Below are 12,828 nucleotides of genomic sequence, written 5' to 3' on the forward strand. Positions count from 1 at the left end.
GGGGGTGCGCATGGTGATGCCGCGGCGGATGCGGCCGATGCCGAGGTCGCGGTCTCGGTGTGCCCAGTCTCGGCAGGGCACGGTGGTCCAGGGCTGGTCAGGCATGATCGTCGGTCCTTTCTGCGGTTGCGGTGATGACGATGGGCTGGTCGGTGACGCTGCGGTCCGGCCCGGCCGGACGGTGACCGACGGCGGCGTACCAATCGGCCAGCTCGTACGGGTTGATCCCGGCAGCCTGCTCGTAGGTGGTGATGCGGTCGTCGGTCTCAGCCCGTGTCTGGTTCATGCCCGAGAGCATGGCCTCATATTGAGAACCACACAAGAAACATTCGAGAAGGTTCTAGGTATATTCACTCCAATGGAGCAAGCGAAGGCGTAGCAACGTGGGATTGAGTGGTGTTGCGCGAAAGATGCGCACTTGGTTCACTTGCCAACCAACATGGAGACACCAATGAAGCTCACCCACCTGGGCACTGCCAGCGGTGGCGGCGGCTGCCCCGAGCTATACCTGACCGACCGCGACACCTACGTTGTGCAAGGTTCGAAAGTCACCGACCCGGAAGCGCTTGCCGCCCTCGAGGAACGCGGCCTTCCCGACCACGAAACGGCCGTCGAGATCCCCCGTGCCCTGCTGACGTTCGCCCCGAAGGACACCTGATGAGCGATCTCGTCGCCGGAGAAGACTTCCAGCAACTCTTCCGCGAGTTCACCTTCACGGCCTTCCGCCTGGAAAACCAAGGCATCTACCGCGAACCCCACGAAGCAGAGCCCCTGCGACAGTTCCTCGCCGGTGAACAACCGGACGATCGTTGGCTTCAACCGTGGGTCGACAACGTGCGCAAAGCCACCAGTGAGGGCAGGCAGTTCCAGCGGGTACGAGTGCTTACCGAACCACTGACCGACTATCTGCGGTTCGAGATGGACCTTGCGCTGCGGCAGAATATTCCCGCTGGGGAGGACATCCGCGCTGTATCGCAACCGGAAGCTGTCGGACTCGGCCTGCCCGAGAACACCGACTTCTGGATGTTCGATGACGAGCGGGTCGCTCTCATGCATTTCGGTGACCACGGCATGCTCGGAGCCGAGATGCTTACCGATCCGGACACGGTCGCGCAGTATCGGGAATGGTGCGACCGCGCCTGGGACGTTGCGGTGCCGCACGAGCAATGGGCGAAACTGCTTCCATGAGAAAGAGGGAGATGTGACCAGCTTCGACAAGAGGCGGCAAGACTTCGGCGAGCGACTGCGCCGGCTTCGCGACGAGGCCGGGCTGACAGGTCGCGATCTCGCTGCGTCCCTGGGCTGGCCACACTCGAAAATCAGCAAGCTGGAAAACGGTAAGCAGACCGCCGAAGACGCCGACGTCATCGCGTGGGTCGGCGCGATCGGCCAACCTGAATCGGTCGAACGCGAATTGCTGGAAGAGCTGGCTGAGGTTCGGGTCAGCAAAGCAGCCTGGCGGGCACAGCTGCGTGCCGGCCACCGGGCGCGGCAGCAACACAGCTTGGATATCGAAGCCGCCGCGACTCGGATCCGCAACGCCGAGTTCGGTGTGGTGCCCGGCTACCTGCAGACCGCCGACTACGCCCGTCACGTGTTCAAGACCCAGGCCGAATTACTCGAGGTTCCGGCCGGGGATATCGAGGAATCAGTGCGGGTGCGGATGCAGCGTCAGCAGGTGCTGTACCAGGGCAAGAGCATTGAGATCATTGTCAGCGAGCACGCACTGCGACACCCCGTGGCGCCACCGGAAGCGATGGTTGCGCAACTGGACCGCCTCGTCTCTGCGGTAGGCCTACCGGGCTTGCGGTTCGGTGTGCTGCCGCAGTTTCGGCGGTTGCCGAATATCACCATGAACGGGTTCATCATGCTCGACGACATGGTGATGGTCGAGCAGGTCTCCAACGAACTCACCATCGACGATCCGGAACAAGTTGCCATCTATCACCGGCTCACCGATCGATTGTGGAAGACCGCCGCCGAGGACGACGAAGCCCGATCGCTGCTGCAGCGAATCAGCGCCGAGTACGTCTCCCAGCAGCACTGAGCAGAGCTGGGTGTGTGAGGTAGTCAGGCCACTGAGGCGCGTACTGCCTCACCAAGCCGAGCACTGAGTTGGTTTTCGTTGCCTACCCCACGGGCCTCCACAGTGAGGTCTTCTTGACCATCCACTGTGGTCTTATCATGGGGCAACGTGGGGCACGTTGAACTATGGGACGCTATGTCGCGCTACCCCAGGAGGGATGGAAAGGTGCCCTGCGCTGCTTATACTTCCCTCTCGCTATAGGTCGCTATGCGACGCTATGGAAGGATAACGGACTTTTAAATCCACGGGTTCGGGGTTCGATCCCCCGGCGGCCCACCAAAGGACCAGGGCACAGGATCGACGGTCGATCAAGCCGAGGTCGCGAGTGCACTTAACCCACACAAAACTGGTGTGGCTCTGTATCGAAGCACAGCAGTGGGAATCGATCACGACCTGCCGGAACGGCGCACGTACCGTCAACGCCTTGCCGCAGGCAGCGGCTACGGCGACGAGCACCGCATCCTCCTGCACGAGCTGCTGAACCGTCAGGCCGAGCAACGCAATCGCGACGGGGCGGACTGAATCGCCGAAGCAGATGCCGCAGCACTCCGTGAGCCCGAACCGGCATTACTCATCGACGTTGTGGTGTCCGTGTGGCTACCGCTTACTGAGGAGTTTCACCGAATCGTCTGTCCGGGGCGCCGCGGGTCATGGACACGGTTGTGGAGGGCAGGACAAGCGGTGCCGTACGGAGGGGGTCGTTACCGGACTCCGGTTTTGAGGACGACCGATGATTTTTGCGGCTGGTCGCTGTCTGCCTTCTCGACATGAGATGTCGCGTGCGGCGGCTCCCGTTCACCGCACTGACGACAGCCTCCCGGAGCAACCGAGGAGTACACCAATGTCCCCTTTGATCGCCACCGCGTTCGTCTCGCTCGACGGAGTTCGCCGTACCGCGCCGACCTGAACAGTGAACCTGTAATCACCGGTCGCGGCTCTGCGACCACATGTAGGGCCACATGAATGCACTTGTCAGCACAGTGCTCAACACGGCCGCGGCGGGCTTCTGAACGAGGACGAGTTGAAGCACGAGCACCAGCATCCCAAAGGTGGCCGCTTGCAGGGTGGCGAGCCGAGCGGGATATCCCTCCGCCCATGAGCGGGCGCGCGTCGAGAAGGCGAATACGCCGAATCGCGTCCAGTCCCGCAACCATTTACCCACCAGCCCATCCTGGCTCAAATCGACGAGTGGATGGGCCGGTTTCGCAGATCTGTCCCAGCTCTTCCTGCCGACCCCGTGTACGTCCGGAGTTCCCTTTCTTCATCAAGAGCGACCCCTGCCGGGGCCGCCGACCCGACCGAGCGGCAGGTCCGCGTGACGGTCCACGGGGTGAGGTCGCGCATCGACCTGCCGGGGCCTGTGAGCACCGAGGCCTGTGAGGCATCGGCCCTGGCCACTGTCGCCGACGGCGGACGTCACTCGTCCGCGGTGTCCTTGGGCTCCCAGACCAGCAGGTCTCCCGGCTGGCACTCGAGTGCCTCGCAGAGCGCGGCGAGCGTCGCGAAGCGCACCGCCTTGGCACGGCCGTTCTTGAGCACTGCCAGGTTGGCGGGTGTGATCCCGACGCGGTCCGCGAGCTCGCCCACGGACATCTTCCGCTTGGCCAGCATCACGTCGATGTCGACGGTGATCGGCATCAGATCACCTCTTCCAGCTCGGCCTGCATCTGCGCCGCCTCGACGCCGCGCGCGACGGCCTGAGCGAGCAGCATCCGCAGCACGAGCACGATGAGCGCGACCCCCAGGACTGCCACGACAGCCCCGCACATCAGCAGGACCACGCCCGGGGCGACGACGTCACCCAGCACCACGTGGTTCGCCGAGGCCAGCAGGACCGCGAGCGCGAACACCAGGAGGGCGGCCGCCACGATCGCGCCGATCACGACGTGCACGTACCGGAACGCGGCGTGGGAGAACACGGTTCCGCGTCGCACCATCGTCACCAGCCGCCACACGCAGACCAGGACGACCTGGACCGTCACGACGCCCAGGAGCGTGATCACGAGGAACGGGATGCGCAGGTACGCGAGGTTCGCGTCGAGCTCCTCCAGGTCGATGGCCAGCAGCGGCACCATCACTGTCTGTACGAACATCGAGCCGGCGAGCAGCACCACGAGCACGACGCGCAGCGCAAGCACTGTCAGCTTTCCCATCGTCTCCCCTTCGATCGAGTCACGATGGAAACCTATCGATATTCGATAGGTATGGCAAGAGGTCGGGGCAGCCGGCATCGAACGCGGTCTCCGCAGCGTCCGCCTTGCTCCACCATTCGGCCCGGGATTGTCGGTGCCTCCGCCTGAGCTCGCCGCATGCCGTTGTCCGTACACGAGCGCGAGCAGTTCCTGGCCGAGCCACATGTCGCGGCGCTGTCCGTCTCGGCCGGTCAAAGCCGTGGGCCGTTGACCGTGCCGATCTGGTACCAGTACGCGTCGGGTGGCGAGGTGTGGGTGCTGACCTCGGCCGACTCCCGGAAAGCTCGGCTCATCGAGGCGGCCGGGCGCTTCAGCCTGATGGTCGACCGGACCGAACCGACCGTCCGATACGTCTCCGTGGAAGGGCCGGTCACGCGAACGGTGCCGGGGACCGACGAACTGCTGTGGGAGATGAGCGAGCGCTACCTGCCGCCGGAGAAGGTCCCGTCCTACATCGAGTTCGCCAAGGCCGAGCTCGGCGAGCAGGTCGCCATCCACCTGCGGCCCGAGCGGTGGCTCTCGGCGGACCTCGGCGCGAGCTGAACCTACGCCGCACCATACGTGTCGACCCGCATTCCCGGTCCGGGCATCGACCGTCACCACGAACAGTCCACCCGTCGGATGCTCGTCATCGGGGCCTCTCCCCGTGTGCGCCGTTCATGACCGGACCGGTCGATTCTCGTGGTCAGCGGTGCGGGCACGCTGTGGTGCTGTGTAGGCCCAGTGCCAAGCCAGCTCCACCGGACCGCGGGAAAAGTAGCGCAGCCACCACCGGCAAAAGAGTACGAGGATGGCGCAGATCCCCGCCCACGCACCGACGACCCACCACGGCCGTGCGCCCGCGAGCTGATCGGCCAATCCGAATCCCCAGCCGTAGCACAGGATGCTTGCCAGCAGGTTTTGCAGTACGTAGCAGGACAGTGCGGCTCGCCCGACCTCCGAGAGGGCACGACGTACCGGACCCACCTGCCTGCGCATCCGCATGGTCGTTTCGGTGACCAGACCGAGGATCCCCACGGCGACCACCGGAGGCAGCAGGTAGCGGCCGACGAGAGCCCAGTCCGCTCCGGCGAAGCTGACCACCAGGTTGCACGGAACTCCCACACCCAGGCCGATGCGCATCAGCCGCTGCCGCAGCAGCAGTCCCCGGCGGGAATTCTCGAAGGCTCCCGCTCGCAACAGCCGTGCACCGAGCAGGAACAGCACGATGCCGGAGGGAACGATCAGGAGCAGTTCCAGGCGGTAGACCGGTGCCTGGAGGAGACGTTGCCCGACCTGGTCGAGCCAGCTGCCCTCGGTGTACAGCTCGGTGCCCCCGGCCGTGGGGGTGGTGCTGTCCGGTGCTGTCACCAGCACGGCGGTCAGGGACAGCAGCACCAGCACGGAGACCGTGCCGACCGTCCACATCCACGCGCGTATCGCGCGTTCGGTGCGGGCAAGGAGGTAGGCGACCCGGAAGGAGACCAGCGCATAGCCCATCAGGACATCGAATTCGAAGATGAGCATGTAGTGCAGGGTGCCTTCGACGAACAGCAGCGCCGTGCGCCACAGGTACCACCCCGGCCACGAGCGGCCATGCCGCAGCGCCGAACGGTACTGCAGTTCCATGCCGATCCCGAACAGGATGGTCAGCAGCGCCAGGAACTTCCCGTTCGCGGTGAAGCGCAGCACGGTTTCGACCACGCCGGGGATCGAATCCGTGGACGGGAGGTTGGTGAGCACTCCGGCCGGTCCCCGCGGATCGGTGAAGATCCAGATGTTGGAGGCCAGGGTGCCGAGGATGGCCACGCCGCGCAGCAGGTCCAGTGCGGCGATGCGCCCGGTATTCGCCGTGGCAGTAGAAGCTTGCATACCGAGTGATCCTGGTCGTCGGAGCACCGTCGAGACGTCGGCGAGTCGAACGATCATTCCTCATCGGTTCGGATGACTCCGGCGGGGTTCTTTGGTCGGATACCGAGGAATCCGCCGATGTGCTGGGATCGATGCATGGTTCACCCATCTGCCCTGCCCACACCCCGGGATGCGGCGTTCGCAGTGGGCTTCTTTCTGGGTGGCTCCGCGCTGTACTGGCTCGATGGCGGCGCGTTGGTGCCCTACGGAAACCACGGGAGCATCGGTTGGCGACCAGCCTTGCTGGCCGCGATCTGCCTGGCGCAGTTGTGGAGGAGCCGCCGACCGCTGACGGCGTTGACGGTCGGACTGGTGGTCACCGCTGTCGACGGGGTGTGGGGTTTCAGTCTGCCGGTGCTGTTGGTGCTCGGGGAGTTGCTGCACGCTGTCGTGCTGTACGGTTCCGCTCGTGCGCAGCGTTGGACCGTGCGTGTGCTGGTTACGGGCACGGCCCTGTTGATGCTGGTCGTCGCAGTGCTCACCCGCGACATGCGGTGGGTCGTCCTGGTTCCGCTGTTGTCCGGGGCCTTGTTCTTCACGCCGGTGTGGTGGGCGCGGGATGTGCGCAGCCAGAGCGAGTTGGCCGAGCTGGAGCGGATGCGTTCCGACGAGCTCGCCCGGATCGCCGAGCTGGACCGGCGGGAGGCGGTCGCGGCCGAGCGCGCGAGGATGGCTCGTGATCTCCACGATGTTGTCGCCAGCCACCTTTCGGCGATAGCGCTGCAGTCATCGGCGCTGTTGACCACGGCCCACCGCGATCAGGCGCAGGTGCACACGGTGGCGGGCTCGGTACGGGAGAACAGCGTGGCGGCCTTGGACGAGATGCGCGCGATGATCGGACTGCTGCGTGGTTCGGAGAACTTCTCGTATGCCGACTCGCATGCGGCACCGCATCGACTGGCCGATCTGGAGACATTGCTGGACTCCGCACGGGCGGGTGGCTTGCGTGTCGACCGGCGCATTTCCGGCGTCGACGGGATACCGGCCGCCCCCGCGCTGGCGGCTTACCGGATCACCCAGCAGGCACTGGCCAACGCCACGCAGCATGCACCGGGAGCCCGAGTGTCGGTACGGCTGCACGGTGACGGTGAGCGGTTGGTGGCCGAGGTCGAGAACGAGTTGACGACCGATCCGCGACCGGGCAACGGTCTGGGATTGGAAACCATGCGCGAGCGCGCCGAAATGCTCGGTGGGTCGTTCCATGCGGAACAGGTGGCTCGGAGCTGGCGCGTGCGAGCCGTGCTCCCGCTGGAAAGGTCCCGGACATGACGATCAGGGTGCTCATCGCCGACGACCATGCGGCGGTCCGGACCGGGTTGGCGATGGTGCTGGAGGGCGGCGGCGACATCGAGGTGGTGGGGGAGGCCGACGACGGCGGGTCGGCGGTGCGCAGGGTGCACGAGCTGGCTCCGGATGTGGTCCTGATGGATGTCCGGATGCCCGGCATGGACGGAATCGAGGCGACCAGGGCACTGGTCACCGGACGCGTGTGCGAGATTCTCGTGCTGACCACTTTCGACATGGACGAGTACGTGTACGGGGCACTGCGGGCAGGAGCCGCCGGGTTCCTGCTCAAATCCGTCGAAGCGCCTCGGCTGATCGAAGCGGTCCGGCAGGTCGCCGCCGGGGACGGAGTCCTGGACCCGGGGGTCACCCGCCGGATGCTCACCGCGTTCGCGGCGTCGGGGCCCGCCTGTTCACCACCCCCTGCCACGTTGGACGGGCTCACCGAGCGTGAGCACGAGGTGCTCGCCTGCCTCGGCCTCGGACTGTCCAACCAGCGGATCGCCACCACACTGGTGATCAGCGAGACCACGGTGAAAACCCACGTGTCGAGGGTCCTGTTCAAACTCGGCCTGGACTCCCGGGTTCAGGCCGCCATCCTGGCGCAGGAGCACGGTTTGACGCTCGGATCCGCCGAATAGGACGTTTCCGGCTGCGGCGGCATTCGGGAAAGCCCACGGGTTGTTGGCGAGTTGCCCGGTGAGGTGTCGCCGTGCTGTCCGGGTTACATGCGTTCGGGGGCGCTGATGCCGAGCAGGTCGAGCCCGTGCTGGAGTGTGGTTGCCGCCGACCAGTGCGCCGGGGATTACACACCGGTCGGCAGCGCGGACCGGCGCCGGACGGTTTCGGGGGTCGACAGCCCCGGCCCGGATCTACAGGCGGCGCAGCCCATCGAGGACACGGGCGAGCATGCTCGTATCCGGTACCGCCCATTGTTGGGAGGGAATGTCCGGTAGTGGGTACCGGCGCTTGGTCGGTAGCTCGGCCAGTTCGCCGGAGAGATCACCGCGCAGGGCGGTGATGTAGCCGTTCGTCCGCCGTGGCGGGTACGTGCTCACTGCTCGGCGTTCACGATCGCCGATGGCCGGTCTTCCTGGCTGTGTTGCGAGTTCTGCTCGCCGGTGGATTCGCGGAGTGCCGTGGCGAGTTCGTTCAGTGCGGTTGCGAGGTCGCGGCGCTGCCGATTGCTGTAGCGCCCGCCGCCGACCTCGAAGGCGGCTTCGTCGAGTAGCCATTGCGCTTTGCGTAGGAGGACCGCAAGTACCGTGTCCGGCCTGCTCATCGGGCACCGTTACGGCCGTTCGTCGGCTGGTCGAGCAAATCGTTCAGCGTGTCCCGCAGGTGTATTGCCTCGGCACGAGTCCAGTGGGTGCGGGTGAGTGCGCCGGGTGTGTCGATCCGGATTCCGGAGTCCGACCGGTTCAGTGCGAACCATTCCCGGCCACCCTGCTCGTTGGCACACCGCATCCGGTGGTGGGAGCGATACTGCGTGTTCATGCCCCCAGCATCGGACACGGATGATCTCCGGAAAGGTACAAACCGTACCTTCGACCTATCGGGCGAGTAGCCTCAACCGGTCGGCCAAATCGCGGGCTGCGGCACTCCGGCCGCTCGGTGGCGAGTGCACCAGGTCGGCTGCCATCTCGCGAGCGAAGCCGTTGTATCGGGCCGTTTCCGGTGCCGTGCGCTCCGCACATTCCAGCGTGCCCAGTGATGCGGCACGGTCCCCACGCTTGTGGTGGGCCCGCGCTACTTCGATCAGATGACGGGACCGTCGCGGTACCGACGTGATCGCCTCCGGCCCGACCGTGTCCGCTGCTTGTAGTGCCTCGCCGGTGTGCTGTAGCTCCACACTGATGCTCACCGCGTGCGCACCCAGCACGGGCAGGCCGAACGAGGACTGTGTATGGCGGTAGGAGGGTCCGAGCTTGCGGGCAATGCCGTGAGCCCGCTCCCACTCCCGCCACGCTGACCCGTGCTTGCCGCTCCTGGCATGGGTCAGCGCCGACTCGGCCAACAGGGCTCCGTGGAGTCCGTGCCAGTCGTCGGCTGCTTCGTCGGTGAGGTACGGCTCCAACTGGCCGCATCCATTCTCGGCGACATGCAGTGCCTCGTCCCACCGGCCGGATTCCCGTAGCACCTGCACCAGGCCCCAGGCACCCGAGGCGATCGCGTACGGATCGTCCGCGTCCTGTGCTTCGTGCACCGACCGGTCGGCGACCAGCCAGACGAGTTCGGGCGTCGGCTGGTATGCGGTGTAGAACTGGGCCAGCCGATACACCCCGGCCAGGATGCGGCGTGCTTGTCGACGCTCGGTGCCGGTGCGTGCGCGTACGGCGTTCTGTGCGTCCCGGATGAGGTCGGGCAGCAGTGCCCCGACCTGTGTCCGGTGATTCGGCGCGGAGTGCCGCAGATGCCATGCGGCGGTGAGTCGTTCGGCCAGGTGTGCCAGGCTCACCGGCTGCGGATTCGGGGTGAGGCGGTATTCGGTGAGCGCGGCCTGTACCTCACTCAGGGCCGCGTGTTCGTCGCCACCGGCGAAGATCTGCACCGGGACCGCTTCACCGTTGCCGGTCAACTCGGCAAGGTCCGAGATACCGAGCGCACGCGCGAGCTTGACCAGCATCGGCAGGCGTGGCACCTGTAAGCGTCCGACCTCTATCGCCTTCAGCCATTCGGTGGACCGCCCCACCAGACCGGCCAGTACCGGACGGGACATGCCCGCTCGCTGCCGGGCCGTTTTGATCCGTTGCCCAACATCGGCACTCATGCCGAACCACCTCTTCGTGGAAGTTGTCCTCCTCGCGTGCCCTCGGTCTGTCGACCGGGGCATCCTTCCGCGAAGAGTGATCCCAGGTTAGCGAGAACGCGATCAGGTGGCGAGAGATCACCGCGATTCAGGACTCTCAGCGGTTTTCGACGGTTTTCCGGATGCCCTCGATTGTCTGTCGCAGCGCATCCTGAAGTTGGGCGCGACGGTCCTCCAGGAACGTTTCGGCTTTCTCCGGTGGCATTTGCTCCAGAAGGCTCCGGAGACCGTTGCGGAGCTCGCGCATGACGTAGCGCTGGGTCAGCAGAGATCCGTGGCCTGCGGGTTCGATGTCGAAGGACCATACCGAGGTGTCGGCATCGTCCACCGGGCTCAGGACGACCCAGGCGAAGCGGAACCCCGGATCGGCGGCCACGACCTCGCACTCCGTGGTCCACACCCGCTCGCCGTCCCGGTTACGACCGAGAAACCGGGAACCGACCGCACCCGGTTCTCCCCGAGTCCACTCACCACCGAGGTTCTCCGGGCTCCACTCGCCCATGCGCGTGATGTCGCTTGCGACCGCGTAAACCTTCTCGGGCGAGGCCTCGATCGCGACGGAGGCGTGTATGTCGTAGCTGATGTCGTCCTTGAGCTCGCTCATGGTGGCAGCCTTCCACACAGGACCGACAGAAACCCCGGAAGAGCGTGCGGGGTCAGATCTCGCGGACGACCCGGGCGGGGTTGCCGACCGCGACGACATTCGCGGGCAGGTCGCGAGTGACAACCGCTCCCGCGCCGACGACGGTGTTCTCCCCGATGGTCACTCCGGGACAGACGATGGCCCCGCCACTGAGCCAGACGTTGTCCCCGATCGTGATCGGCCGCGCCGCCTCCCACTTGGCCCGCCGCTGTTCGGGGTCGATCGGGTGCGTGGGGGTGAGCAGCTGGACATGGGGGCCGATCTGCACGTCGGCACCGATGTCGATCCTCCCGACATCGAGCAGGACGGCGCCGAAGTTGACGAACGTCCTCGGCCCGATGCTGATCCGGTAGCCGTAGTCCACCCGCAGCGGGGGCCGCACCTCCGTGCCCTCACCCAGCTCACCCAGCAGCTCGGCCAGGGCCGCGCGCCGGGTCTGCGGGTCGGCTGCGGGAGAAGTGTTGAACTTTTCGCTCAGCTCGGCCGCGTGCAGAGCGTCGGCAGCCAGCTCGGGGTCGTCGGCGATGTAGAACTCGCCTGCGAGCATACGATCTTTCTGGCTGGTCACGATGTCCTTCTCGAACGGCACGGTCAGGGCGGTTTCACCACCCAGTATGGGCGATCATCGATGCTCGTCCGAATCAGGAGGCTTCCACCTTGAACGGGTCGTGCTCGGCGAGCAGCTTGTCCAAGCGCGCCTGATCGACCCTGTTGACCAGCGTGGTGCCTTCCTGCCGGTCCCGGATGCACTTGGCCAGGGTGAACGTGGACGTCACCGTGTACAGGATGCCGAGAGCGAGAAATCCCCGAACCCAGCCGTTGACGGGCAGATACACGATTCCCACGCTGACGGCCAGCACCGCGATCCCGAAGGAAATGATGGCCTGCACGTAGAACGCGGTGGTCGTCGACGAGGAGGACGATGTCGGCGTGGTCATGTGCCATACGATCCGGTACCCATCCCGGAAAGTCTTGAGTACGGCTACTCAAACCGACATCGTGAACCGACCACGTGCGGTGACAGCAACGGAACTCGAAAACTACCCGGTGGCCTGATGCTCGCGAAGTGCCTCGGCATCGTGGGAGCAGAAGATGTCGACCTCGTGCGCATGGTCGCGGGCGAGGGCGCGCAGCCGCCGTTGATTGGACAGTCGCCGATCGCGGTCGGCCTGCACGAGCGTCTGGAACGCGCGGAGTCCCGGAGTGCAGCGCGGGCGGTCGGGATCGATTTCGGAGTGCAGGAAGAAGGCATCACCGGCGTGTAGCAGCCACCGGTTGCCGTCGTGGACCGCGACGCCGGTGTGCCCGCGACTGTGCCCGGCCAGCGGAATGAGCAGGATCTCCGAGGGCAGACCGGACAGGTCACGGACGGCGCCGAACCCGAACCAGGACTCGCCCGCTGTCTCCGGATAGGTCATCCAGTGAGGCCGGTGCCCCCACTGCGCCGGTCGATAGCGCATCCGTTCCTGCCGGGTGTGCTGCGACTTCGACGCCCGCAGCTCCTCCTGATGAACATGCACGGTGGCGTGCGGAAAGTCGCGCAGTCCTCCGGCATGGTCGACATCGAGGTGGGTCAGCACGATGTGCCGCACATCGTCGGGCTCGTAGCCGAGCGCGGTCACCTGGCTGACCGCGGTTTCCGCGCGGTCCAGCACCGGGTGGGTGATCAGTCGGAAGTCCGGCCCGAGCGTGCCGGAAGGATTGTCGATGTCGGGCAGGCCGATACCGGTGTCCACGAGGACCAGACCGCTGTTCGTTTCGATCAGCAGGCAGTGGCACACCATGGTCGCCCTGCTCAGGATGCTGCCGCTGCCTGCGATCAAGCTGCCTCCGAGAGGACGCATGGTGCCGCAGTTGAGGTGGTGTACGCGCACGCTTCCGGATCCTGTCCGAAAGCGGTGCGCGGATCAATCGTGCTTGCGGG

General features: G+C 65.8%; 20 protein-coding genes. 7 read left to right on the forward strand and 13 right to left on the reverse strand.

Translation table 11 applies throughout. The features are described from left to right. Nucleotides 1-97 precede the first annotated feature (97 nt). Nucleotides 98-286: a hypothetical protein gene (locus JOF55_RS12035; RefSeq protein ID WP_310273598.1), complete on the reverse strand. Its 189-nt coding sequence runs from the start codon at nucleotides 284-286 to the stop codon at nucleotides 98-100. Nucleotides 287-451: 165 nt separating this feature from the next. On the opposite strand from JOF55_RS12035, the gene JOF55_RS12040 reads away from it, so the two are divergent. The 4 genes from JOF55_RS12040 (at nucleotide 452) to JOF55_RS12055 (ending at nucleotide 2,608) form a co-directional block, all read left to right on the forward strand. Next, entirely contained in the window at nucleotides 452-658 is a 207-nt protein-coding gene (locus JOF55_RS12040) for a hypothetical protein (protein ID WP_310273600.1), read from the forward strand. Then, the gene (locus JOF55_RS12045; protein ID WP_310273602.1) at nucleotides 658-1,188 is read left to right on the forward strand and encodes a DUF6879 family protein; all 531 of its coding nucleotides are present in this window, start codon (nucleotides 658-660) and stop codon (nucleotides 1,186-1,188) included. The genes JOF55_RS12040 and JOF55_RS12045 overlap by 1 nt, the downstream gene beginning before the upstream one ends. A 13-nt stretch (nucleotides 1,189-1,201) precedes the next feature. Continuing rightward, nucleotides 1,202-2,047, forward strand: coding sequence for a helix-turn-helix domain-containing protein (locus JOF55_RS12050; RefSeq protein WP_310273604.1), 846 nt, complete (start codon nucleotides 1,202-1,204; stop codon nucleotides 2,045-2,047). Between the two features lie 390 nt (nucleotides 2,048-2,437). Further along, entirely contained in the window at nucleotides 2,438-2,608 is a 171-nt protein-coding gene (locus JOF55_RS12055) for a hypothetical protein (RefSeq protein WP_310273606.1), read from the forward strand. Nucleotides 2,609-3,008: 400 nt separating this feature from the next. On the opposite strand, the gene JOF55_RS12060 is transcribed toward JOF55_RS12055, so the two are convergent. The 3 genes from JOF55_RS12060 to JOF55_RS12070 all read right to left on the reverse strand — a co-directional run bounded on the left by JOF55_RS12060 (nucleotide 3,009) and on the right by JOF55_RS12070 (nucleotide 4,239). Then, nucleotides 3,009-3,266 (reverse strand): hypothetical protein, encoded by a 258-nt coding sequence (locus tag JOF55_RS12060; RefSeq protein ID WP_310273608.1) that lies wholly within the window; start codon nucleotides 3,264-3,266, stop codon nucleotides 3,009-3,011. A gap of 236 nt (nucleotides 3,267-3,502) precedes the next feature. Further along, complete coding sequence (locus JOF55_RS12065) at nucleotides 3,503-3,724, reverse strand: helix-turn-helix domain-containing protein (RefSeq protein ID WP_310273610.1); 222 nt, start codon at nucleotides 3,722-3,724, stop codon at nucleotides 3,503-3,505. Beyond that, nucleotides 3,724-4,239 (reverse strand): DUF2975 domain-containing protein, encoded by a 516-nt coding sequence (locus JOF55_RS12070; protein WP_310273612.1) that lies wholly within the window; start codon nucleotides 4,237-4,239, stop codon nucleotides 3,724-3,726. The genes JOF55_RS12065 and JOF55_RS12070 overlap by 1 nt, the downstream gene beginning before the upstream one ends. A 156-nt stretch (nucleotides 4,240-4,395) precedes the next feature. On the opposite strand from JOF55_RS12070, the gene JOF55_RS12075 reads away from it, so the two are divergent. After that, nucleotides 4,396-4,821 carry a pyridoxamine 5'-phosphate oxidase family protein gene (locus JOF55_RS12075; RefSeq protein WP_310273614.1) on the forward strand — a complete coding sequence of 142 codons (426 nt, stop codon included), beginning with the start codon at nucleotides 4,396-4,398 and terminating at the stop codon, nucleotides 4,819-4,821. A 114-nt stretch (nucleotides 4,822-4,935) separates the two neighbouring features. Here the strand turns inward: JOF55_RS12075 and JOF55_RS12080 are convergent, their stop codons facing one another. Then, entirely contained in the window at nucleotides 4,936-6,129 is a 1,194-nt protein-coding gene (locus JOF55_RS12080; protein ID WP_310273615.1) for a DUF418 domain-containing protein, read from the reverse strand. A 135-nt stretch (nucleotides 6,130-6,264) separates the two neighbouring features. Here JOF55_RS12080 and JOF55_RS12085 point away from each other — a divergent pair, with 135 nt between their 5' ends. Beyond that, entirely contained in the window at nucleotides 6,265-7,437 is a 1,173-nt protein-coding gene (locus JOF55_RS12085; RefSeq protein WP_310273617.1) for a sensor histidine kinase, read from the forward strand. Further along, nucleotides 7,434-8,093: a response regulator gene (locus JOF55_RS12090; RefSeq protein WP_310273618.1), complete on the forward strand. Its 660-nt coding sequence runs from the start codon at nucleotides 7,434-7,436 to the stop codon at nucleotides 8,091-8,093. The genes JOF55_RS12085 and JOF55_RS12090 overlap by 4 nt, the downstream gene beginning before the upstream one ends. 231 nt (nucleotides 8,094-8,324) lie before the next feature. Here the strand turns inward: JOF55_RS12090 and JOF55_RS12095 are convergent, their stop codons facing one another. From JOF55_RS12095 to JOF55_RS12130, 8 genes are all read right to left on the reverse strand, one after another. After that, a complete protein-coding gene (locus JOF55_RS12095) occupies nucleotides 8,325-8,510 on the reverse strand; it encodes a hypothetical protein (protein WP_310273619.1) in 186 nt (61 codons plus the stop codon). Next, the gene (locus JOF55_RS12100) at nucleotides 8,507-8,734 is read right to left on the reverse strand and encodes a hypothetical protein (protein ID WP_310273620.1); all 228 of its coding nucleotides are present in this window, start codon (nucleotides 8,732-8,734) and stop codon (nucleotides 8,507-8,509) included. Before JOF55_RS12100 ends, JOF55_RS12095 begins: the two co-directional genes overlap by 4 nt. Next, nucleotides 8,731-8,949: a hypothetical protein gene (locus tag JOF55_RS12105; RefSeq protein ID WP_310273621.1), complete on the reverse strand. Its 219-nt coding sequence runs from the start codon at nucleotides 8,947-8,949 to the stop codon at nucleotides 8,731-8,733. Before JOF55_RS12105 ends, JOF55_RS12100 begins: the two co-directional genes overlap by 4 nt. A 55-nt stretch (nucleotides 8,950-9,004) precedes the next feature. Beyond that, nucleotides 9,005-10,222, reverse strand: coding sequence for a helix-turn-helix domain-containing protein (locus JOF55_RS12110; protein ID WP_310273622.1), 1,218 nt, complete (start codon nucleotides 10,220-10,222; stop codon nucleotides 9,005-9,007). 136 nt (nucleotides 10,223-10,358) lie between these two features. After that, nucleotides 10,359-10,865 (reverse strand): SRPBCC family protein, encoded by a 507-nt coding sequence (locus JOF55_RS12115; protein WP_310273623.1) that lies wholly within the window; start codon nucleotides 10,863-10,865, stop codon nucleotides 10,359-10,361. Between the two features lie 52 nt (nucleotides 10,866-10,917). Continuing rightward, nucleotides 10,918-11,451 (reverse strand): sugar O-acetyltransferase, encoded by a 534-nt coding sequence (locus tag JOF55_RS12120; protein WP_374727469.1) that lies wholly within the window; start codon nucleotides 11,449-11,451, stop codon nucleotides 10,918-10,920. A gap of 94 nt (nucleotides 11,452-11,545) precedes the next feature. Next, nucleotides 11,546-11,842 (reverse strand): YiaA/YiaB family inner membrane protein, encoded by a 297-nt coding sequence (locus JOF55_RS12125; protein ID WP_310273625.1) that lies wholly within the window; start codon nucleotides 11,840-11,842, stop codon nucleotides 11,546-11,548. 102 nt (nucleotides 11,843-11,944) lie between these two features. Next, entirely contained in the window at nucleotides 11,945-12,778 is an 834-nt protein-coding gene (locus tag JOF55_RS12130; RefSeq protein WP_310273626.1) for an MBL fold metallo-hydrolase, read from the reverse strand. Nucleotides 12,779-12,828 lie beyond the last annotated feature (50 nt).

The organism is Haloactinomyces albus, from assembly GCF_031458135.1.
Classification (GTDB): domain Bacteria; phylum Actinomycetota; class Actinomycetes; order Mycobacteriales; family Pseudonocardiaceae; genus Haloactinomyces; species Haloactinomyces albus.

Coding starts and splice junctions, on each gene's coding strand:
- JOF55_RS12035 (WP_310273598.1), bottom strand. CDS start 286: ATGAACCAGACACGGGCTGAGACCGACGACCGCATCACCACCTACGAG.
- JOF55_RS12040 (WP_310273600.1), top strand. CDS start 452: ATGAAGCTCACCCACCTGGGCACTGCCAGCGGTGGCGGCGGCTGCCCC.
- JOF55_RS12045 (WP_310273602.1), top strand. CDS start 658: ATGAGCGATCTCGTCGCCGGAGAAGACTTCCAGCAACTCTTCCGCGAG.
- JOF55_RS12065 (WP_310273610.1), bottom strand. CDS start 3,724: ATGCCGATCACCGTCGACATCGACGTGATGCTGGCCAAGCGGAAGATG.
- JOF55_RS12070 (WP_310273612.1), bottom strand. CDS start 4,239: ATGGGAAAGCTGACAGTGCTTGCGCTGCGCGTCGTGCTCGTGGTGCTG.
- JOF55_RS12075 (WP_310273614.1), top strand. CDS start 4,396: ATGCCGTTGTCCGTACACGAGCGCGAGCAGTTCCTGGCCGAGCCACAT.
- JOF55_RS12080 (WP_310273615.1), bottom strand. CDS start 6,129: ATGCAAGCTTCTACTGCCACGGCGAATACCGGGCGCATCGCCGCACTG.
- JOF55_RS12085 (WP_310273617.1), top strand. CDS start 6,265: ATGGTTCACCCATCTGCCCTGCCCACACCCCGGGATGCGGCGTTCGCA.
- JOF55_RS12090 (WP_310273618.1), top strand. CDS start 7,434: ATGACGATCAGGGTGCTCATCGCCGACGACCATGCGGCGGTCCGGACC.
- JOF55_RS12100 (WP_310273620.1), bottom strand. CDS start 8,734: ATGAGCAGGCCGGACACGGTACTTGCGGTCCTCCTACGCAAAGCGCAA.
- JOF55_RS12105 (WP_310273621.1), bottom strand. CDS start 8,949: ATGAACACGCAGTATCGCTCCCACCACCGGATGCGGTGTGCCAACGAG.
- JOF55_RS12110 (WP_310273622.1), bottom strand. CDS start 10,222: ATGAGTGCCGATGTTGGGCAACGGATCAAAACGGCCCGGCAGCGAGCG.
- JOF55_RS12115 (WP_310273623.1), bottom strand. CDS start 10,865: ATGAGCGAGCTCAAGGACGACATCAGCTACGACATACACGCCTCCGTC.
- JOF55_RS12120 (WP_374727469.1), bottom strand. CDS start 11,451: ATGCTCGCAGGCGAGTTCTACATCGCCGACGACCCCGAGCTGGCTGCC.
- JOF55_RS12125 (WP_310273625.1), bottom strand. CDS start 11,842: ATGACCACGCCGACATCGTCCTCCTCGTCGACGACCACCGCGTTCTAC.